This is a genomic window from Labrys sedimenti (genome assembly GCF_034424805.1).
Taxonomy (GTDB): domain Bacteria; phylum Pseudomonadota; class Alphaproteobacteria; order Rhizobiales; family Labraceae; genus Labrys; species Labrys sedimenti.
Map to the genome: position 1 here is coordinate 36078 of NZ_JAXOUF010000018.1, position 19625 is coordinate 55702.

Annotated in this window: 19 protein-coding genes; 17 read left to right on the forward strand and 2 right to left on the reverse strand. The window is 63.0% G+C overall.

Features of this window, described 5'->3' with window-relative positions; genetic code table 11:
• Positions 1-43: 43 nt before the first annotated feature.
• Genes U1R88_RS28945 through U1R88_RS28955 form a run of 3 tightly spaced genes read left to right on the forward strand, consistent with a single transcriptional unit; the run spans position 44 to position 3744 of the window.
• Positions 44-898 carry a carbohydrate ABC transporter permease gene (locus tag U1R88_RS28945; RefSeq protein WP_322434444.1) on the forward strand — a complete coding sequence of 285 codons (855 nt, stop codon included), beginning with the start codon at positions 44-46 and terminating at the stop codon, positions 896-898.
• A complete protein-coding gene (locus U1R88_RS28950) occupies positions 895-1755 on the forward strand; it encodes a carbohydrate ABC transporter permease (RefSeq protein ID WP_322434391.1) in 861 nt (286 codons plus the stop codon). Before U1R88_RS28945 ends, U1R88_RS28950 begins: the two co-directional genes overlap by 4 nt.
• Positions 1756-1779: 24 nt before the next feature.
• Positions 1780-3744 carry a glycoside hydrolase family 127 protein gene (locus U1R88_RS28955; protein WP_322434392.1) on the forward strand — a complete coding sequence of 655 codons (1965 nt, stop codon included), beginning with the start codon at positions 1780-1782 and terminating at the stop codon, positions 3742-3744.
• Between the two features lie 104 nt (positions 3745-3848).
• Here U1R88_RS28955 and U1R88_RS28960 read toward each other — a convergent pair whose 3' ends face one another.
• Complete coding sequence (locus U1R88_RS28960; protein WP_322434393.1) at positions 3849-4547, reverse strand: GntR family transcriptional regulator; 699 nt, start codon at positions 4545-4547, stop codon at positions 3849-3851.
• 95 nt (positions 4548-4642) lie between these two features.
• Here U1R88_RS28960 and U1R88_RS28965 point away from each other — a divergent pair, with 95 nt between their 5' ends.
• The 10 genes from U1R88_RS28965 to U1R88_RS29010 all read left to right on the forward strand — a co-directional run bounded on the left by U1R88_RS28965 (position 4643) and on the right by U1R88_RS29010 (position 13843).
• A complete protein-coding gene (locus tag U1R88_RS28965) occupies positions 4643-5245 on the forward strand; it encodes an amino acid synthesis family protein (RefSeq protein WP_322434394.1) in 603 nt (200 codons plus the stop codon).
• 15 nt (positions 5246-5260) lie between these two features.
• Positions 5261-6106, forward strand: coding sequence for an alpha/beta fold hydrolase (locus U1R88_RS28970; RefSeq protein WP_322434395.1), 846 nt, complete (start codon positions 5261-5263; stop codon positions 6104-6106).
• On the forward strand, positions 6103-7038 hold the full coding sequence (locus U1R88_RS28975; protein ID WP_322434396.1) for a flavin reductase family protein: 936 nt from the start codon (positions 6103-6105) through the stop codon (positions 7036-7038). The genes U1R88_RS28970 and U1R88_RS28975 overlap by 4 nt, the downstream gene beginning before the upstream one ends.
• On the forward strand, positions 7035-8072 hold the full coding sequence (locus U1R88_RS28980) for an LLM class flavin-dependent oxidoreductase (RefSeq protein ID WP_322434397.1): 1038 nt from the start codon (positions 7035-7037) through the stop codon (positions 8070-8072). The genes U1R88_RS28975 and U1R88_RS28980 overlap by 4 nt, the downstream gene beginning before the upstream one ends.
• A gap of 4 nt (positions 8073-8076) precedes the next feature.
• Entirely contained in the window at positions 8077-9540 is a 1464-nt protein-coding gene (locus U1R88_RS28985; protein WP_322434398.1) for an aldehyde dehydrogenase, read from the forward strand.
• Positions 9541-9544: 4 nt separating this feature from the next.
• Positions 9545-9895, forward strand: coding sequence for an NIPSNAP family protein (locus U1R88_RS28990; protein WP_322434399.1), 351 nt, complete (start codon positions 9545-9547; stop codon positions 9893-9895).
• A gap of 18 nt (positions 9896-9913) precedes the next feature.
• Positions 9914-10924 carry a polyamine ABC transporter substrate-binding protein gene (locus U1R88_RS28995; protein ID WP_322434400.1) on the forward strand — a complete coding sequence of 337 codons (1011 nt, stop codon included), beginning with the start codon at positions 9914-9916 and terminating at the stop codon, positions 10922-10924.
• 165 nt (positions 10925-11089) lie between these two features.
• Positions 11090-11962 carry an ABC transporter permease gene (locus U1R88_RS29000; protein ID WP_322434401.1) on the forward strand — a complete coding sequence of 291 codons (873 nt, stop codon included), beginning with the start codon at positions 11090-11092 and terminating at the stop codon, positions 11960-11962.
• Position 11963: 1 nt separating this feature from the next.
• Complete coding sequence (locus U1R88_RS29005; RefSeq protein WP_322434402.1) at positions 11964-12764, forward strand: ABC transporter permease; 801 nt, start codon at positions 11964-11966, stop codon at positions 12762-12764.
• Positions 12761-13843, forward strand: a complete 1083-nt coding sequence (locus tag U1R88_RS29010) for an ABC transporter ATP-binding protein (RefSeq protein ID WP_322434403.1) — start codon at positions 12761-12763, stop codon at positions 13841-13843. The genes U1R88_RS29005 and U1R88_RS29010 overlap by 4 nt, the downstream gene beginning before the upstream one ends.
• A gap of 68 nt (positions 13844-13911) precedes the next feature.
• Here the strand turns inward: U1R88_RS29010 and U1R88_RS29015 are convergent, their stop codons facing one another.
• Positions 13912-14589 (reverse strand): TetR/AcrR family transcriptional regulator, encoded by a 678-nt coding sequence (locus U1R88_RS29015; RefSeq protein WP_322434404.1) that lies wholly within the window; start codon positions 14587-14589, stop codon positions 13912-13914.
• Between the two features lie 292 nt (positions 14590-14881).
• Between U1R88_RS29015 and U1R88_RS29020 the strand changes: the two genes are divergently transcribed.
• The 4 genes from U1R88_RS29020 (at position 14882) to U1R88_RS29035 (ending at position 19610) form a co-directional block, all read left to right on the forward strand.
• Complete coding sequence (locus U1R88_RS29020) at positions 14882-15994, forward strand: sugar ABC transporter substrate-binding protein (RefSeq protein ID WP_322434405.1); 1113 nt, start codon at positions 14882-14884, stop codon at positions 15992-15994.
• 184 nt (positions 15995-16178) lie between these two features.
• Entirely contained in the window at positions 16179-17144 is a 966-nt protein-coding gene (locus tag U1R88_RS29025; protein ID WP_322434406.1) for an ABC transporter permease, read from the forward strand.
• 7 nt (positions 17145-17151) lie between these two features.
• Positions 17152-18657, forward strand: coding sequence for a sugar ABC transporter ATP-binding protein (locus U1R88_RS29030; RefSeq protein ID WP_322434407.1), 1506 nt, complete (start codon positions 17152-17154; stop codon positions 18655-18657).
• An 11-nt stretch (positions 18658-18668) separates the two neighbouring features.
• Positions 18669-19610 carry an ABC transporter permease gene (locus tag U1R88_RS29035; protein ID WP_322434408.1) on the forward strand — a complete coding sequence of 314 codons (942 nt, stop codon included), beginning with the start codon at positions 18669-18671 and terminating at the stop codon, positions 19608-19610.
• The last annotated feature ends 15 nt before the right edge of the window (positions 19611-19625 follow it).

A 19625-nucleotide genomic window follows, 5' to 3' on the forward strand; every position in this document is an offset into this window, starting at 1 on the left:
GCGCGCGCGGGCGCGAATTCGCCGCCGCAGCTCGGGCAATCTCATGGGGCTGGTCTATATCGCGCCGGCGATCGCCTTGGTGGGCGTGTTCTTTATCATGCCGCTATGCATGACGGCCTGGATGTCGCTGCACAACTGGCCCTTGATGGGCATGCCCCGTTTCATCGGCATCGCCAACTACCTGGCGATTGCCCATGACACGCGCTTCTGGTCGGCCCTCGGCTTTACCGCCTATTACACGGCCATCGTGACGGTGGCCATCTTCGCCGTCGCCTTTCCGCTGGCCTTGTTCATCGAAAGGCCGCGGCCCGGCGTCGGCGTCTACCGCACTTTCTTCTTCATGCCGGTCGTCGTCGGTTTTGCTTCCGCCAGCCTGTTGTGGTCCTGGCTGCTCAACGTCGATTCCGGCCTCTTCAGCCCGGCTCTGTTCGACCTTGGTCTGACGCAGAAGAGGATCAATCTTCTCGCCGGTTTCCAGCCGGCGTTCTGGTCGATCATTGCCATGGTGGTATGGAAGGTAGCCGGCTTCACCATGGTCATCCTGATGACCGGCCTGCAGTCCATCCCAGGTGAACTGCACGAAGCGGCCAAGATCGACGGGGCAGGGGCTCTGGCCCGCTTTAGGCTGATCACACTGCCCCTGATGCGGCGCACGCTCGCGCTCGCGCTTATCCTCTCGGTATCGGGATCGGTGCTCGCCTTCGACCAGTTCTACATCATCCTGCGCGGCGGCCCGAACAACCAGACCCTCACCGCCGTCTACTGGATCTTCAACCAGTCCTTCGTTTCCTTCAAGCTCGGCTATGGCGCCGCTTTGTCGATGGTGCTGCTGGTCGTCCTGATCGTCTTGAGCCTGATCCAGTTTCGCGTCCTGCGTCAGCCGGAGGGCGTGGAATGAAAACGGCCTCCGCCCCGGAAAGACGATCCCCCGTCTCCTTTGTGGGGACTCATGCGATCGGCGTGTTCATTGCAGCCGTGTTCGCCGCGCCGATCGTCTGGACCGTCCTCTCCAGCCTCAAGTCACCGATGGAGGCGCGTCAGCCGCCCTTGCCACCCTGGCCGAGCACCGGCCTGTCGCTGGAGAACTATTCGGCCTTGAACGGCTTCGGCAACGGCCTGGCTCAGCCGGCACTCAACAGCATCTATGTCACCGGCATGACGGTGCTGCTGTCGGTATTGATCAGCGTGCTGGCCGGATACGGCTTTTCCCGCTTCCGGTTTCCCTTCAAGAACCTCCTGTTCATGATGATCCTGTCGACCATCATGATCCCGTTCCAGTCGATCCTGACGCCGATCTTCCTGATCCTGACCAAATTGGGCCTGCACAACACGCTGACGGGCCTGGTGGGGGTCTATGTCACGCTGCAGCTGCCGTTTTCCATCTTCATGATGCGCAATGCCTTCGACGCGGTGCCGCGGGAGATCGAGGAAGCCGCCCGCATGGATGGGGCCAACGATGTCAGCCTGCTGATCCGCGTCATGCTGCCCCTGGTCTGGCCGGGGATCGTGACGATCGCCCTGTTTGCCTTTCTCGGCGCCTGGAACGAATTCCTCGCCGCGCTCGTGCTGATGACGGACCAGGGCAAGTTCACCTTGCCCGTCATGATGACAGCCCTGCAGTCGGGACGCTTCGGCGCCATCGATTGGGGCGCCGTGCAGGCCGGCGTCACCGTGATGATGATCCCCTGTCTCGTCCTCTTCCTGCTCTTGCAGCGCTACTACATTCGCGGGCTCACGGCCGGCGCGGTGAAGTAGCCGATATTACCTGGAGATCCTTTCATGTCTGGTTTCAATGCCACGCCCGCCACCATGCCTGCCAACACCACCTTTCGCCCACCCTCGGTGGCGCAAGTCGAGGTCGCCGGGTTCTGGGGCGCCCGCGTCGATGCCGTTGCCTCGCGTACGGCCGACATCCTCTACGATCGCTGCGTCGAGGCCCGCATGCTCGAGCAGATCGATCCCGACGTTCCGTCGCCGGGTGTCGTCATTCCCTTCCACTCGATGTCGCCGACCGGCAACGAGTTCACCGGCGCCACGGTGACCACCCAGATGTTCTGGGATTCCGACTGGGGAAAGACGATCGAGACCGCCGCCTATTCGCTCTACCGCCGCCGTAACGACGAATTGGAGCGCAAGATCGACGCGGTCATCGACAGGTTCGGCAAGCTTCAGCAGAAGGATGGCTATCTGTCGAGTTGGTATCAGCGCATCCAGCCGGGATTGCGCTGGACGAATTTGCGCGACTGCCATGAACTCTATTGCGCGGGCCATCTCATCGAGGGAGCGGTCGCCTATTTCCAGGCCACCGGCAAGCGCAAGCTCCTCGATATCATGTGCCGGTTTGCCGACCACATCGCCGAGATGTTCGGGGCCGAGGCGGGCAAGCGCAAAGGCTATTGCGGCCATGAGGAGATCGAGCTCGCTTTGGTCAAGCTCGGGCGGGTGACGGGCCAGCGCAAATATCTGGAGCTCGCGCGCTATTTCGTCGACCAGCGCGGCCAGCAGCCGCATTATTTCGATGAAGAAGCAAGGGCCCGTGGTGCCGACCCGAAGGATTATCACTTTAAGACATATGAATATAACCAGTCCCACAAGCCCGTGCGCGAGCAGGACAAGGTCGTCGGCCATGCCGTCAGGGCGATGTATCTCTATGCCGGCATGGCCGACATCGCCGCGGAATTCGCGGATGACAGCCTCCGGACGGCGCTGGAGCGCCTGTGGGACGACCTCACGACCAAGAATCTCTATGTCACCGGCGGGCTCGGCCCGTCGGCTGCCAATGAAGGGTTCACCTCCGACTACGACCTGCCCAACGAAACCGCCTATGCCGAGACCTGCGCCTCGGTCGCCCTGGTGTTCTGGGCGAGCAGGATGCTGGGCGTCGGCCCCAATGCACGCTACGCCGATGTGATGGAGCAGGCGCTCTACAATGGCTCGATCTCGGGCCTGTCGCTCGACGGTTCACGTTTCTTCTACGAGAATCCGCTCGAGAGCCGTGGCCGGCACAATCGCTGGAAGTGGCATCGCTGCCCCTGCTGCCCGCCCAATATCGGACGGATGGTCGCTTCGATCGGCACCTATATCTATGGCTTGGCCGAGGATGCGGTCGCGGTCCATCTCTATGGGGACAGTTCCATCCGATTCGAGGTGGGCGGACAGAAGGCGGTGCTGACGCAGACCAGCCGCTACCCCTGGGATGGCGCAGTCTCGATGTCGATCGACACCGAGCGGCCGCTGCGCTTCAAGCTGCATCTGCGCATTCCCGGCTGGTGTCCCCGGGCGCAACTCATGGTCAATGGCGAGGCTGTTGATCTCCAGGCGGTGCTGGCCGACGGCTATGTCACGCTCGATCGTGAATGGAAGGCGACGGATACGATCCGCCTCGACCTCGACATGCCGGCCCGGCGCCTCTACGCCAATCCCAGGGTTCGCCAGGATGCCGGCAGGGTCGCGCTTGCCAGGGGACCGGTCGTCTATTGCGTGGAGGAGGTCGACAATTCCGAACCTCTTCATAGCCTTGTCCTACCGTCGGACGCTTCGCTCGAGGCCGCCGAGGCGCCGGATTTGCTGGGTGGCGTGGTAACGCTGTCGGCCCAGGCGGTTGCCGACCGCACCTCGGATTGGGGCGGAGCCCTCTATCGAAGCGACCCTCCCGCCAGAGAGCAGGCCTTGGTTCGCGCCATTCCCTATTTTGCCTGGGACAATCGGCAGCCGGGCGACATGCGGGTGTGGCTGCGGGAGTAGCCGCTAGCCACCCCGCCAAGTGGTGTGGGAGGCCGTTCCTATCGCCGCTCCGGGCGGGCGCACTTCGCCTGCCCATGGCTCCAATGAACGGCCGGGGGGCAGCTTTACGCCCTGGCCTGCATATCGCCCAGAACCATCTCGGCAATGGCAGCCGCGGCCGAAATGTGCCGCCGACAGGCTGCCGCGGCGGCGTCCGGATCGTTCTTCTCGATCGCGTCGAAAATCTCGCGTATCTGCGCCGGGCCGGTCACCATTCGATTGGCGGTCGACAGCGTCATCACGCGCAATCTTGAGATCCGGCTGTTCAGGCGGCTGACGATGTCCCAGGCAATCTTGTGGCCGCCGGCCTCGAAGATGATCTTGTAGAGCTCGGTCGTCGCGTCGATGACGGCGGCCGGAGAGCGCTGCCGCGACGTGCGGTCGAGATTGTCCAAAGCTTTCCTCAACCGCCTCTTTACGTCGGCATCGGCGAGGCGGGCGCAGTCGGCAATGGCCGTCGATTCAACCGCGGCGCGAATGGCGTAGATCTGGCGAGCATCATCCCAATCGAGCCGCGCCACGATCGGTCCCTTGTTGAGGAGCATCGTCACCAGCCCCTCGGCTTCCAAATGACGAATGACCTCGCGAATGACGGACCGGGAAACGCCGAGCTGTTCGCACAGCGTGCGCTCGACGAGCCGCTCCTCGGGCTCGAAGAGGCCGTTGATGATCGCCCGCCGCATTCTTTCGAGAGCGATTTCCCGCAAAGTCGCGGGCGGGTTCTCGATTCTGAGGGAGGCGAGATTGTCGGCGTTCTTGCTCATGTCTTGGTGTAGCCGCAAATATTCATCCAGGCAAGGCATTGACACGTGATCTTATGGTATACCATAAGATGCAATGACCGTATGAGGATATTGCCATGGCCATCCAGATCCGCAAGACACTGCTTCAGGTCGAAACGACGCTGATCGAGGGAGGAAGGGCGGCACCCAGGCCTCTCAAGCTCTTCGCGGCGATGGCCGTGGTGAAGAATCCCTGGGCGGGAAGGGGCTTCGTCGACGACTTGAAGCCGGAAATTCATGCCGTCGCGCCGGTCCTGGGCAAATTGCTGACCAAGATGATCCTTGATGCGGTCGACTCCGGCGAGGCAGTGGAAGGCTACGGCAAGTCCGCTGTCGTCGGGCTGGACGGCGAGATCGAGCATGCCTCCGCCCTGATCCACACGCTGCGCTTCGGCAATCACTACCGCCAGGCGGTCGGCGCCAAATCCTATCTCGCTTTCTGCAATACGCGCGGCCCGGCCAATGCCCCCGTCATGATCCCCCTGATGGACAAGAATGACGAGGGGCGGCGTTCCCACTATCTGACGATCCAGGCGGCGATCGCGGATGCCCCGGCTGCCGACGAGATCGTCGTGGCGTTGGGTGCTTCCGTTGGGGGTCGTCCCCATCACCGTATCGGCGATCGCTACCAGGATCTGAAGGATCTTGGGCAGGATGTCGCCAATCCGGCCGGCGTCTGAGCCAGCGGGGGCGCCATGCAGGCCGGATCCGCAACGACCTCGACCAATATCGGCCGGGCACCTGACGGGACGCTCCCGCGCCAGAGGAGCTCGCGGGGCGCTGCCTATTTCGAGGCGGGCAAGGGCGATGTGCTGGTCCTCATCCATGGCGTCGGCATGCGCCTCGAAGCCTGGGCCCCCCAGATCGAACGGTTCTCGCAAACGCATCGTGTCGTCGCGGTTGATATGCCGGGGCATGGCGGGAGCGACTGCCTGCCGGAGGGGAGTGCCGTCACGGATTTCGTTGCCTGGTTCGGCCGATTGCTCGACGATCTCGATCTTGATCGCGTCAGTCTCGCCGGCCACTCCATGGGCGCGATGATTTCGGGCGGTGCGGCCGCCAGCTTTCCCGGCCGCATTGCCCGCGTCGCCTACCTGAATGGCGTCTATCGGCGCGATCCGCAGGCAAAGGCGGCCGTGTTGGCCCGAGCCAAGGCCATTCGTGCCGAAGGCGTCGACAAGGAAGGCCCGCTGGCGCGCTGGTTCGATGATGAGCCGAACAATCGCCGGGCGCGCGAGCTGACGCGCAGCTGGCTCGAGCAGGTCGATCCGCGGGGATATGCCGTTGCCTACGCCGCCTTTGCCGGCGGCGATGAGACCTACGCCGGTTGCTGGCCCTCCGTGACCTGTCCGGCGCTGTTCCTGACAGGTTCCGGCGATCCCAATTCCACGCCGGAGATGGCCAGGGCGATGGCTGCCGCCGCACCGAAGGGATGGGCCCGCATCATCGAAGGACACCGTCACATGGTCAATCTGACGGCGCCCGAGGCAGTCAACGCCACCCTCGAGGAATGGCTGATGGCAGAGGAGAAGCCGGCATGAGCGTGCAAAGCCTCGATCCAAGAGCATTGCGGGATGCCTTCGGTGCCTTCGCCACGGGTGTGACCGTGGTGACGACACGCGCTGCGGCGAACAAGCCGATCGGCTTCACGGCCAATTCCTTCACCTCCGTCTCGCTCGATCCGCCGCTCCTGCTCGTCTGCCTCGCCAAGAGTTCACGCAACTATGCGGCGATGACGCAGGCCGGCAGCTTTGCCGTCAACATTCTGTCCGAGGCGCAGAAGGATGTCTCCAACACCTTCGCGCGGCCGGCGGAGGATCGCTTCGCGGCGGTGGATTGGCGCCCTGGCGTCCATGGCTGCCCGATCCTCTCGGGCGTTTCGGCTTGGTTCGAATGCGCGATGCACGAGGTGGTCGATGCCGGAGACCATGTCATCCTTGTCGGACGGGTCCTGGTGTTCGACAATTCCGGCCTGAACGGCCTGGGCTATGCCCGTGGCGGTTATTTCACGCCCAATCTCTCCGCCAGGGCCGTATCGGCCGCAGCAGAGGGTAAGATCGAGTTCGGAGCGGTTCTTGAGCGCGAGGGGGAAGTGCTGCTGCTCGGCGACGCGCCGATGACGCTCCCGGCCTGTCGGGGCGGTGACGGCGATCCCACCGAGGTGCTGGCCCGATACCTTGAGGAACTCACGGGACTGTCCGTCACGATCGGCTTTCTCTACTCGGTCTATGAGGACAAGACCTCCGGTCTTCAGCACATCGTCTATCGTGCTTTCGCGGGCGAGGGGGAGCCAAAAATCGGCCGTTTCCTCAGGCCGGCCGCCATCGGTGCCGGCGAGGTCAAGGATCGATCCACTGCCGACATCCTCGCGCGCTTTGCGTTGGAAAGCTCCATCGGCAATTTCGGCGTCTATTTCGGCAACGAGACGGCCGGCAGGGTGCATTCCATTCCCACCAAGGGGGCCCGTCCATGAAGTTCTCGCTTTTCGTTCACATGGAACGGCTGGATGCCGGCCAGTCCCACAAGCAGCTCTATGACGAGTTCGTGGCACTGTGCGAAATCGCCGACAAGGGAGGCATGCACGCCATCTGGACCGGCGAGCATCACGGCATGGATTTCACCATCGCGCCCAATCCCTTCGTCACCATTGCCGATCTGGCACGGCGCACCGACCATGTCCGCCTCGGCACCGGTACGGTGATCGCGCCTTTCTGGCATCCGATCAAGCTGGCAGGTGAGGCCGCGATGGCGGACCTGATCAGCGGTGGACGTCTGGACCTGGGTATCGCGCGCGGCGCCTATTCCTTCGAATATGAACGCCTTCTGCCTGGCCTCGATGCCTGGCAGGCCGGCCAGCGCATGCGCGAGCTCATTCCTGCCGTCCGGGGCGTGTGGACGGGGGACTACGCCCATGATGGCGAGTTCTGGAAGTTCCCGGCCACGACTTCCGCGCCCAAGCCGCTGCAGGACCCTGTGCCGGTCTGGGTCGCGGCCCGTGACCCCAACAGCCATGAGTTTGCGGTGGTCAACGGCTGCAACGTGCAGGTCACTCCGCTTTGGAATGGCGATCGGGAGATCGAAAGCCTGATGGAACGCTTCGATGCGGCCTGCGCGAAGGCCCCCGAGGTTCCCAGGCCGAAGATCATGCTCCTGCTGCACACCTATGTCGGCGCGGATGCGGCCGACGTGGCGCAGGCGACCCGGGAATTGAGCGTCTACTACAACTACTTTTTCGCCTGGTTCAAGAACGAGCGGCCGATCCATCAGGGGCTGATCCAGCGGCTGAGCGAGGAGGAAATCCAGGCAAACGCCATGCTTTCGCCGGAGGTCATGCGGGCCAATCTCGCGCTCGGCACGGTTGACGAGGTCATCACCCGCCTCAAGCACTACGAGGCGCTGGGCTATGACGAATATTCGTTCTGGATCGATACCGGCGTGAGTTTCGAGCGCAAGAAGGCCTCGCTCGAACGGTTCATCGCCGACGTCATGCCTGCCTTCAAGGATTGATGCGATGCAGCGTTTCCAGCTCTACATCGATGGGGCTTTTTGCGACGGCGAGGCTTCCTTCGAAAGCCTCGATCCGGCAACCGGCACGGCCTGGGCGCAGATGCCCGAGGCCCGCGAGGCCGAGGTCGACCGGGCGGTGGGGAGCGCGCACAAGGCACTCTATGACGGCCCCTGGTCGAAGATGACGGCCACCCAGCGTGGAAAGCTGCTCTACAAGCTGGCCGATCTCGTCGCCGCCAATGCATCCAGGCTGGCCGAACTCGAAACCCGCGACACCGGCAAGATCATCCGCGAGACATCGGCCCAGATCGCCTATGTCGCGGAGTATTACCGCTACTATGCCGGCATCGCCGACAAGATCGAGGGCTCCTATTTGCCGATCGACAAGCCGGACATGGAGGTCTGGCTGCGGCGGGAGCCGGTCGGCGTGGTCGCCATGGTCGTGCCCTGGAACAGCCAGCTCTTCTTGTCCGCCGTCAAGGTCGGCCCGGCACTCGCTGCCGGCTGCACCCTGGTGCTGAAGGCCTCCGAGGACGGACCTGCTCCCCTCCTCGAATTCGCTCGGCTGGTGCATGAAGCCGGCTTCCCGCCGGGTGTCGTCAACGTCATCACCGGGTTTGGCTCTTCCTGCGGTGCTGCGCTTGGCCGGCATCCAAGGATCGCCCATGTGGCCTTCACCGGCGGACCGGAAACCGCGCGCCATGTCGTGCGCAACTCCGCCGAGAACCTGGCCTCGACCTCGCTGGAACTGGGCGGCAAGTCGCCCTTCATCGTCTTCGCCGATGCCGATCTCGAAAGCGCCGCCAATGCCCAGGTCGCGGGGATCTTCGCGGCAACCGGCCAGTCCTGTGTCGCTGGCTCGCGCCTGATCGTCGAGAGAAGCGTGAAGGATCGCTTCATTGCCATCCTCAAGCGCAAGGCCGAGGCCGTGCGCATCGGCAGCCCGCTCGACATGGCAACCGAAGTCGGGCCCCTGGCCACGGCGCGCCAGCGCCAGCACATCAGTGCGCTGGTCGAACGCTCATCCACGGCGGGCGCCAGGATCGTCACCGGCGGCCGGATGCCTGAAGGGGAGGGTTTCTACTATCCCCCGACCATTCTCGACTGCGATGGCGTGGATTCGCCCTCGCTGGTGGAGGAATTCTTCGGGCCGGTGCTTTCCGTCGTCTCCTTCGAAACGGAAGAGGAAGCCCTGCGTCTGGCCAACGATACCGTCTATGGGCTGGCGTCGGGCGTGTTCACCCAGAACCTGACGCGTGCCCATCGCCTGATGAAGGGCATCCGGGCCGGCGTCGTCTGGGTCAACACCTACCGCGCCGTCTCGCCAATCGCGCCTTTCGGCGGCTTCGGGCTTTCAGGCCACGGTCGCGAAGGCGGCTTGGCCGCGGCGCTGGACTACACCCGGACCAAGACGGTCTGGCTCAGGACCTCGGACGATCCGATCCCCGATCCCTTCGTGATGCGGTGACGCCATGTTCTACGAGGTCCGCACATACAGGCTCAGGAATGGCACGGTGCCAGCCTATCTCAAGGTCGTCGAGGAAGAGGGCATCGCGATCCAGAAGGAGCATCTGGGACATCTGGTCGGCTACTTCTTCTCCGAGATCGGGCCGATCAACGAGATCATGCATATCTGGGCCTATACGAGCCTCGACGACAGGGAACGGCGCCGGGCCTCGCTTGCCGCCGATCCGCGCTGGCGGGCCTTCCTGCCGAAGATCCGCGACCTCATAGAAACTGCCGAAAACAAGATCATGAAACCGGCTGCCTTCTCCCCTTCGGAGAGAGCCGGTCACCATGACGCATCCAGACAAGAGCCCTGACAACCGGAGCGTGGGAACATGAAATCGACATCGATACTGGCCGCCTGTGCGGCATTGCTGATCGTGGCTTCGCCTGCAGCCGCAGCGGATCTGGTCTTCTCTAGCTGGGGTGGAACCACCCAGGATGCCCAGAAGGCGGCATGGGCGGACAAGTTTACGGCGAAGGCCGGCGTCAATGTCGTGCAGGACGGGCCGACCGACTACGGCAAGATCAAGGCCATGGTCGAGGCCGGCAGCGTCACCTGGGACGTGGTCGACGTGGAAGGCGACTATGCCGCCCAGGCTGGCCCGAAAGGCCTTCTGGAAAAGCTCGATTTCGGCGTCATCGACAAATCCAAGCTCGATCCGCGCTTCGTGACCGACTATTCGGTCGGCAGCTTCTATTATTCCTTCGTGATCGGCTGCAACGCCGATGCTGTCGCGGCCTGCCCGAAGACCTGGGCCGATCTGTTCGACACCACCAAATTCCCGGGCAAGCGCACCTTCTACAAATGGTCGGCGCCGGGCGTCATCGAAGCCGCGCTGCTGGCTGACGGCGTGCCGGCGGACAAGCTCTACCCGCTGGATCTCGACCGCGCGTTCAAGAAGCTCGACACCATCAAGGCCGACATCATCTGGTGGTCGGGCGGCGCACAGTCGCAGCAATTAATCGCCTCGGCGGAAGCGCCGTTCGGCAGCGTCTGGAACGGCCGCATGACGGCGCTCGCCAAGACCGGCGTCAAGGTCGAGACCTCCTGGGAGCAGAACATTACGGCGGCGGATTCGCTCGTGGTGCCCAAGGGCACGAAGAACAAGGATGCCGCCATGCAGTTCATCGCCTTCGCCACCTCGGCCCAGGGCCAGGCGGACATGGCTGCGGCGACGGGCTATGCCCCGATCAACCTGGACTCGGCCAAGCTCATGGACGCCGAGACGGTCAAGACCCTGCCGGATCAGCAGAAGGCGAGCCAGGTCAACGCCGACATGACCTATTGGGCTGCCAACCGCGATGCGATCGGCGAACGCTGGTACGCCTGGCAGGCAAAGTAAACTGGCAGGCAAAGTAAAGCGGACCAGCCTGCAAGGGGAGGGAGCATTCCCTCCCACCCGTTTCTGTCCGGCAGCAACGTCGAATGATGCAGGGATGGCCCGGACGGGAGCCGGAACCACGGACTGTTCGGGCTTCCCGATGTGTCCCATGCGGAAAGGATTGCCATGTCCCAGCAGATAATAGCCGGCGCCGCGGTACAGCCTGTTTCGCGCCCGACCAAGCCGACGGGCCTGGCCTGGATCATGCCGGCCCTGGCCTTCGTTGCCCTCTTCTTCGTCGTGCCGGTGGCCCTGCTGCTGCTGCGAAGCGTTCTGGAACCCGTGCCGGGCTTCGGCAATTATGCCGAACTGCTGGGTTCCTCCACCTATTTGCGGATCTTCTTCAACACTTTCCTGGTGTCGGCGGTGGTGACGGTGGTTTCGCTGGCCATCGGCTTTCCCGTCGCCTGGGCGCTGGCGATCATGCCCAGGAAGCTCGCCGCCATCGTCTTTGCGATCCTCTTGCTGTCGATGTGGACGAACCTGCTCGCCCGTACCTATGCCTGGATGGTGCTGCTGCAGCGCACCGGCGTGATCAACAAGCTGCTCATGAGCATCGGGCTGATCGACAAGCCGCTGGCGCTGGTCAACAATCTCGTCGGCGTGACGATCGGCATGGTCTACATCATGCTACCTTTCATCGTGCTGCCGCTCTATGGGGTGATCCGGAAGATAGATCCGGCGATCCTCCAGGCCGCTGCCCTGTGCGGCGCCACGCGCTGGCAATCGCTGACGCGCATTCTCCTGCCTCTGGCGGTGCCGGGCATGGTCGCCGGCGCGCTCATGGTCTTCGTGATGTCGCTCGGCTATTTCGTCACCCCGGCCTTGCTCGGCGGTACCGCCAACATGATGCTGGCCGAACTCATCGCCCAGTTCGTGCAGTCCCTGGTCAATTGGGGCATGGGGGGCGCCGCAGCGCTGGTCCTCCTCGTCGTCACGCTCTCGCTTTACGCCGTACAGCTGCGCTTCTTCCGCGACCATAGCCTGGGAGGGCGCTAGCATGCTGCTGAACTTCGAACGCCTGGGCTGGTGGAAATTCGTCCTGCTCGCCATCACGGCCCTGACCGCTGCCTTCCTGCTGCTGCCGATCCTCTTCATCGCGGCCCTGTCATTCGGCTCGTCGCAATGGCTAATCTTCCCGCCGCCGGGCTGGACGCTGAAATGGTATTTGGATCTGTTCGCCGATCCGCGCTGGCTGCAGTCGGCCTGGACCAGCTTCAAGATCGCGGCGATCGTGACTGTGCTCTCCGTCCTGCTGGGGCTCGTCACCTCCTTCGGCCTGGTGCGCGGCCGGTTCTGGTTCCGCGAAGGGCTGAAGGCCCTGTTCCTGACGCCGATGATCCTGCCGGTGGTGGTGCTGGCCGTCGGCCTCTATGCCTTCTTCCTGAAGATCGGGCTGAACGGCACCATGACCGGATTCGTCGCCTCCCATCTGGTCTTGGCGCTGCCCTTCTCTATCCTTTCGATCAGCAGCGCCCTCGAGGGCTTCGACAAGTCGATCGAGGATGCGGCCGTGCTGTGCGGGGCATCGCCGCTCGAGGCCAAGATCAGGATCACGCTGCCCTCGATCAGCCACGGCCTGTTTTCCGCCGCGATCTTCTCCTTCCTGACCTCGTGGGACGAGGTGGTGGTGGCGATCTTCATGGCAAGCCCCACCCTGCAGACCTTGCCGGTCAAGGTCTGGGCGACCTTGCGCCAGGATCTGACGCCGGTGGTCGCGGCAGCCTCGACGCTGTTGATCCTGCTGACCCTGGTCCTGATGACGCTGGTCGCTCTCGTGCGTAAAGGATTGAAATCATGACGCAGCCCTTCCTGCAAATCCAAGGCATCCGCAAGGAATACGGCACTGTCGTCGCGGTCCAGAACGTCAACCTCGATGTCGAGAAAGGCGAATTCCTGACCTTTCTCGGCCCCTCCGGTTCGGGCAAGAGCACGACGCTCTATATCCTGGCCGGCTTCGACAACCCGACGGCGGGCGACATCAGGCTGAACGGGGCGACGTTGCTGTCCACCCCCTCGCACCAGCGCAATATCGGCATGGTTTTCCAGCGTTATACCTTGTTTCCGCATCTGTCCGTCGGCGAGAACATCGCCTTTCCCCTCAAGGTCCGGCGCAAGCCCAAGGCCGAGGTCGACGCCAGAGTCAAGGAGATGCTGCGGCTCGTCCGGCTGGAGGGATATGAGGACCGTAAGCCTGCGAACATGTCGGGCGGCCAGCAGCAGCGCGTGGCGCTCGCCAGGGCGCTGGCCTATGACCCGCCGGTGCTGTTGATGGACGAACCCTTGTCAGCGCTTGACAAGAAGCTTCGCGAGGAAATCCAGTACGAGATCCGCCGCATCCATCAGCAGACCGGGGTGACCATCCTCTATGTCACGCACGACCAGGAGGAGGCACTGCGCCTGTCCGATCGCATCGCCGTCTTTTCCAAGGGGGTGATCGACCAGATTGGAACCGGGCCGGAACTCTATGCCAATCCGGCGACGCGCTTCGTGGCCGAATTCATCGGCGACAGCAATTTCCTGCCCTGCGAGATTCTATCATCGGCCACCGGCCGTGCCAGCATCTCGATCTGCGATACGATGACGGTGTCCGATGTGCCGATGCATGGTTCGGCCTCCGGCAGCAAGGCCTCGGTCATGCTTCGGCCGGAACGCTTGTTCTTGTCGAAGACGTCGCCGGACAAGGGGGTGCCCGCCACGGTCAGCGACATTACCTTCCTGGGCAACAACATTCATGTCGTGACGAGGACCGGCAGGGGGGACGAATTGTCCGTAAGGCTGCCGTTCGGCCATGAGGCCATTGCCGGTCTCAGCCGCGGCGATGCGGTGTGGCTGAGGTTCGATGCGGAGGCGGCTCACGTCTTCGGCGACAAGCACTGACCCTCGTCAAGGACGAGGCGATTCATCCGCGTCACCGAGACTTCGGTTTGCGGTAATTCACGCATGGATCAGGCTTCTACAAGTCGCATGATGGTATCGACATTGAAACGGATACGTTCTTCCAGGGCTGCGGGAGTCATCAGGTCGCGCTGGAAGACGATCGAACCGGTATAGCGGTTTGTAAAATAATAATATCCGATCGCCGCAATCGTTATATTCAGTTGTACGGGATCGATGCCCGATCGGAATTCGCCGGTTTTGACGCCGCGGTCGAGCAGGTTCCCGACCATATCGACAAAGCGCGTACTCACCTGGCGAACGACCTCGGACTTCTTGATGTGCTTTGCCTTGTGCAGATTGGCGCTGTTGACCAGCGTCAGGAATTCCGGGTTCTTCAGGTAATAGGTCCAGGTAAACCGCACCAGGCGTTCAAGCGCTTCCTTGGGTGGAAGACGCTCCAGATCGAGTTTTTGCTCGGCCGTTCGTATGTCGGAATAGGCGTCTTCCAGAACGCGCTGAAACAGATCTTCCTTACTGTTGAAGTAATGATAGATCATGCGTTTGTTGGCTTTTGCGCGCTCTGCAATGATATCGACCCTCGCGCCGCCAAGGCCGTTCTTCGCAAATTCCTTCTTCGCGGCAGCCATGATTCTCGCCTGGGTGGCTTCCGCGTCTCTGATCCGAGGACGCTTGGGGGGCTTGGTGAGCATTCCTACCTCTTTGGGCGTGGCCTGATGCGCCGCCATCCGTGATCCTATTCGAGGTGGCGCGCCTCTTTCCAGTTGCATTTTGTCGGCTGCTCGCCGGATTCGCTCAAGGTCTTTTGGTAACTTACTGGTTACTTCTCTGCTGCGCCAGTGCCATGTGCACCTTCCCGCTCTCCATCGCTGCAAGGACTTCAGGCCGGCTCTCCGTATCCAGCGGCGTTGACACGCCTTCGATAACGAAGTAACTAGATAGTGCAATATCGAAAATGCAGCGGCGTCCAGTGACGCTCAAAAGCGCGGCGCGATGCACGGGTCCGCAGGGGAGGAAGGCATGTCGTTCATCAAGAAATTCATCGAGCAGGAGACGGTCAATCGCCGCAATCTGCTGCTGGCATCGGCCTATGGCCTGGGAGGCTTGGCGGCGCTCGGCGCACTGGGATCGAGCCCCGCGCGGGCGGCGACGGCCAATCCCACGATAGCCTGGAGCTATCGCGACAGGACCAATCCCTATTGGAACTACATCGTCTCGGGCGGCGAGGCCTTCGTCGAGAGCCTGGGGCTCCCCAAGAGCGCGCTGGTCAACCTCATCAATGAAGGTTCCAGCGAGAAGTCGCTGGCGGACGTCAAGGCGCTGCTCGGCAAGAACGGCAGCAAGGTTGCGCTGGCGATCGACGCGAACGATGCGCCGAACTGCCGTCCCGTGGTGGAGGCCGTCGCCGCTGCCGGCGCCTATGTCTCCACGATCTGGAACAAGACCGACGACCTGCATCCCTGGGACTTCGGCGACCACTACGTGTCGCACATGACCTGGTCCGACGAAGGGCCGGCCGAGCAGACGGCCCGCATCCTCATGGATGCCATGGGCAAGAAGGGCGGCGTGGTTCACCTGGGCGGAATCGCCTCCAACAATCCTGCCATCGAGCGCCTCAACGGGCTCAAGAAAGCACTCAAGGACTATCCGGACGTTCAACTGCTCGACGCGCAGCCGGCCGACTGGGATACCCAGAAGGCCAATCAGGTCATGGCCGGCTTCATCACGCGCTATGGCGACGAGATCAAGGGCGTCCACTGCGCCAACGACACGATTGCCTATGGCGTGCTCGAGGCGCTGCGGGCCGAGGGCATCGAGGGAATGCCCGTCGTCTCCTATGACGGTAACCAGCAGGCCGTCGAACTCGTCGCCAAGGGCCAGATCCTGGCGACGGTCTTCACCAATCCCTATTGGGGCGGCGGCATCAGCGCGGCGCTCGCCTACTATGCCGCGACGGGGGCCTTCAAGCCTTCGAGCGAACCCAAGGAGCACCGTGAGTTCTACGGGCCGACGATCCTGGTCACGCCCAAGGATGCCCTGGAATTCAAGGCGAAATACCTCGACAACAATCCCAAATATGACTGGAAGGACTTCTGGGGCCCGAGCAAGGGGCAGATCCAATACAAGTCCTGATCCCTTCCTTCCGCACCGGCCGCACGCCGCCCTCCAGAGCAAAGCGCGTTCAAGCGTGAACGTTTGTTTGCTCTAGTTCCCTGTTTCGACGCGTCTTTGCGTTTCTCGGTGATCCCACCAAATCGCAAAACGCTATGGGGGGGCGTGCGCCTGCGTCCCATTCCCTCTGATGCAAGAGCGCGACATGGATAGCTTGCTCACCAAGGACAATATTCAGAAATGGGCGCCGGTCCTGGTGCTCCTGGCGCTGGTGTTGTTCTTCTCGGTCGTCAATCCCAACTTCCTCTCGGTGCGCAATTTCGCCCGCATCGCGATCTCGTCGACGCCGGCGCTGATGGTCGCGGTGGGCGTGACATTCGTCATCCTGATGGGTTCCATCGACCTGTCGATGGAAGGTTCGGTCGCGGTCTGCGCGGTTCTGTTCGCGACGCTGTTCGGAGCGTTGGGCGGCTCCCTTGCCGGGTGGGGCTGGCTGGCGATCCCGGGCGCCATGGCGGTCGGGGCGATCTTCGGTGCCATCACCGGCCTCATCCATGTCCGCCTGAAGATTCCCTCCTTCATGGCCAGCCTGTCGATGGGGTTTGTCGGGATCGGCCTTTCGCTGCTGATCACCGGCGGAGACCGCATCCTGGTCGAGGATCCGCTCTTTCGTTCGCTGCTCACCTACAGGCTCGGCGGCTTTCCGCTGATGGCCTATGTGGCGCTCGCGGCCCTGGTCGCCGGCTGGTTCATCCAGACGCAGACGACGATCGGGCGAAATTTCTATGCCGTCGGCGGCGGCGAGGACCTGGCCCATGCATCCGGGCTCAATGTCTCCCGGGTGCGGGTCATCTGCTTCATGATTGCAGGTGTCTTCTATGCCCTCGGCGCCATTCTCGCCGTGGCCCAGATCGGCATCGCCGAGACCGTGACCGGCCGCAACTTCATGTTCGTCTCGATCACCTCGGTCGTCGTCGGCGGCACGGCGCTCTGGGGCGGCGCCGGCGGTGTCTGGAACACGCTGGTCGGCGTGCTGATCGTCAACGTCATCGGCAATGGCATGGTGGTGATCGGCCTGCCGAGCTACGTTCAGGACGGCGTCCTCGGCCTCCTGGTCATCACCGCAGTCTATCTGTCCACCGATCGTCGATCGCTGGCCTTCGTGAAGTAGGCGCGCCATGTTCGAACTTCGAAACGTCGAAAAACGCTTCCCCGGCGTCCATGCGCTGAAGGGCATCAATTTCCAGATCGACCGCGGCGAGATCATCGGGCTCGTCGGCGAGAACGGCGCCGGCAAATCCACGCTGATGAAGGTGATCTACGGCGCCGTCCAGCATGACGGCGGCGAGGTGCTCGTCGACGGCAAGCCCGTCCGTTTCCAGAACCCGCGCGAAGCCATGGATCGCGGCGTGGGCATGGTCTTCCAGGAGCAGTCGCTCATCCCCAACCTGACCGTGATGGAGAACATCTTTCTCGGCTTCGAGAAGCAGTTCGCCCGCTTCGGCAAGATCGACTGGAAGCGCATGGCGAAGGCGGCGGGCGAGCAGTTGAAGAAGGTCAAGCTGCAGATCGACCCCAGGACGGTCACCTCGAAGCTCTCCTTTGCCCAGCGCCAGCTCGTCGAATTGGCGAAGGTGCTGACGCTCGAGGAGCGCGTGCACGGCCATCTCGTGATCCTCCTCGACGAGCCGACATCAGTCCTTTCGAAGGAGGAGATCGGCCTCCTGTTCAGCCTGGTGCGGGACCTACGCAAGCGGGCCTCCTTCATCTTCGTCTCGCATCGCCTCGACGAAGTCATCGAGCTGTCCGATCGCATCTACGTGCTCAAGGATGGCGCGGTGGTCGACGTCGTCAAGGGCGCCGAGGCCAAGGCCGAAGCCATCCAGCAGCGGATGGTCGGCCGCGACATCAACCAGGAATATTACCGGGAAGAAAAGCAGCGTCCCTACGATGTCCAGAAGCTGCTCTTGCAGGCTGACCAGATCAGCCTGCCCGGGCACTACCGGGACATCTCCGTCAAACTGCATGCCGGCGAGGTGCTGGCACTCGTCGGGGTCGAAGGGTGCGGAAGCGAGGCGATCCTGCGCACGATCTTCGGGCTCGAGAGGATGCAATCGGGCACCTTGGCGCTCCATGGCAGCCAGGTGCAGGATTTCGGCCCGTCGCAGGGCGTTGCCCGCGGCATCGGCTATGTTCCCAGGGAGCGCAAGATCGAAGGCATCGTCGGCGGCATGAACGTCTTCGAGAACATGACGCTCTCGCAGCTCGGCAACTATGCCAGGGCCGGCGTTCTCGACATCGGCTCCGAGCGCAAGCTCGCCCGCGACTGGATTAAGCGCCTGTCGATCAAGGCCTCCTCGGAGAATGCCGATTGCGGAAACCTCTCGGGCGGCAATCAGCAGAAGGTCGTGCTCGCCAAATGGCGCAGCGGCGGCTCGAACATCATCCTCCTCGACCACCCCACGCGCGGCCTCGACATCGGCGCCAAGGAGGATGTCTACGAAATGATCCGGGAGATGTCGGCCGATGGGGTGGGCATCGTGCTCATCGCCGATACGCTCGAAGAGGCCATCGGCCTCAGTCACACCATAGCCGTTGTCAAGGATGGCGAGATCCAAAAATGGTTCAACTGTCAGCCAGGCGCAAAGCCCTCCCTCTACGACCTGCTTCATCACATGACGTGAGTGCCAGGGTGATGAGCCTCCACCAGCTAAAACGCCATTTCCCGTGGATCACGCTCATCGTGCTGATCCTGCTCGTCGGCGCCATGGACCCCACCTTCCTGAGACCGCAGAACCTGATGGAGCTCGGCGCGGATATCGCGCCCCTGTTCATCATGGCGCTCGGCATGACGCTCGCCATCTATATCGGCGGCATCGATCTTTCGGCTCAATCGGTGGCGAACATGACAACGGTGCTCGCCACCTTGTCGCTGCCCTATCTCGGCGTCTTCAGCGCGCTCCTGATCGCACTGGTCGGCCTGGCGTTCGGTGCCGTTTCCGGCCTGGTGACGACGAGGCTCAAGGTGCCCTCCTTCATCGCAACCCTGGCGGTCGGCGGCCTTGCCCTTTCCGTCGGCCAGTTCGCGTCGGGACAGCGCGCCCTGCACATGGACGTGGCGGCAAGGGACCAGGCATTCGGCTGGATGTTCGGCAGAACCGCCGGGATTCCCCACGAACTCATCGTTTCGCTGGGGCTGCTTGCGATCGCCTGGTTCATTCAAAGCCGGACGACCGCCGGGCGCACGCTGAAGGCGGTGGGTGCGGGCGAGCTCGCCGCCGTGGCGTCGGGCATCCGCGTCGAGCGCTACAAGGTCCTGGCCTTCGCGCTTTCGGGTCTGTTCGCGGCGATTGCGGGGCTGATGTTCTCGGTCAAGCTGTCGGGCGGCTCACCGACCCTGGCCGAGGGCTTCCTCCTGCCGGCCATCGTCGCGGTGCTGGTCGGCGGCACCCCGCTCACGGGCGGCGTCGGCGGCGTCGTCAACACGCTCATCGGCGCGATGATCGTCGCGGTCGTACGCGCGAGCATGCTCTATCTCAACATCCCCGCGACGGGGCAGCAGATCTTCTTCGGCATCGTGCTGATCGTCGCGATCGCTCTCACCATCGACCGCTCGAAGATGCGGATCGTGAAATAAGCGAGGGACTGGCGA

Bases quoted from the DNA above. Each gene is read 5' to 3' on its own strand.
- U1R88_RS29020 (WP_322434405.1), top strand. From the start codon at position 14,882: ATGTCGTTCATCAAGAAATTCATCGAGCAGGAGACGGTCAATCGCCGC.
- U1R88_RS28980 (WP_322434397.1), top strand. From the start codon at position 7,035: ATGAAGTTCTCGCTTTTCGTTCACATGGAACGGCTGGATGCCGGCCAG.
- U1R88_RS28950 (WP_322434391.1), top strand. From the start codon at position 895: ATGAAAACGGCCTCCGCCCCGGAAAGACGATCCCCCGTCTCCTTTGTG.
- U1R88_RS28955 (WP_322434392.1), top strand. From the start codon at position 1,780: ATGTCTGGTTTCAATGCCACGCCCGCCACCATGCCTGCCAACACCACC.
- U1R88_RS28965 (WP_322434394.1), top strand. From the start codon at position 4,643: ATGGCCATCCAGATCCGCAAGACACTGCTTCAGGTCGAAACGACGCTG.
- U1R88_RS28985 (WP_322434398.1), top strand. From the start codon at position 8,077: ATGCAGCGTTTCCAGCTCTACATCGATGGGGCTTTTTGCGACGGCGAG.
- U1R88_RS28960 (WP_322434393.1), bottom strand. From the start codon at position 4,547: ATGAGCAAGAACGCCGACAATCTCGCCTCCCTCAGAATCGAGAACCCG.
- U1R88_RS28945 (WP_322434444.1), top strand. From the start codon at position 44: ATGGGGCTGGTCTATATCGCGCCGGCGATCGCCTTGGTGGGCGTGTTC.
- U1R88_RS29035 (WP_322434408.1), top strand. From the start codon at position 18,669: ATGAGCCTCCACCAGCTAAAACGCCATTTCCCGTGGATCACGCTCATC.
- U1R88_RS28975 (WP_322434396.1), top strand. From the start codon at position 6,103: ATGAGCGTGCAAAGCCTCGATCCAAGAGCATTGCGGGATGCCTTCGGT.
- U1R88_RS29010 (WP_322434403.1), top strand. From the start codon at position 12,761: ATGACGCAGCCCTTCCTGCAAATCCAAGGCATCCGCAAGGAATACGGC.
- U1R88_RS28990 (WP_322434399.1), top strand. From the start codon at position 9,545: ATGTTCTACGAGGTCCGCACATACAGGCTCAGGAATGGCACGGTGCCA.
- U1R88_RS29005 (WP_322434402.1), top strand. From the start codon at position 11,964: ATGCTGCTGAACTTCGAACGCCTGGGCTGGTGGAAATTCGTCCTGCTC.
- U1R88_RS29025 (WP_322434406.1), top strand. From the start codon at position 16,179: ATGGATAGCTTGCTCACCAAGGACAATATTCAGAAATGGGCGCCGGTC.
- U1R88_RS29030 (WP_322434407.1), top strand. From the start codon at position 17,152: ATGTTCGAACTTCGAAACGTCGAAAAACGCTTCCCCGGCGTCCATGCG.
- U1R88_RS28970 (WP_322434395.1), top strand. From the start codon at position 5,261: ATGCAGGCCGGATCCGCAACGACCTCGACCAATATCGGCCGGGCACCT.
- U1R88_RS28995 (WP_322434400.1), top strand. From the start codon at position 9,914: ATGAAATCGACATCGATACTGGCCGCCTGTGCGGCATTGCTGATCGTG.
- U1R88_RS29015 (WP_322434404.1), bottom strand. From the start codon at position 14,589: ATGGCGGCGCATCAGGCCACGCCCAAAGAGGTAGGAATGCTCACCAAG.
- U1R88_RS29000 (WP_322434401.1), top strand. From the start codon at position 11,090: ATGTCCCAGCAGATAATAGCCGGCGCCGCGGTACAGCCTGTTTCGCGC.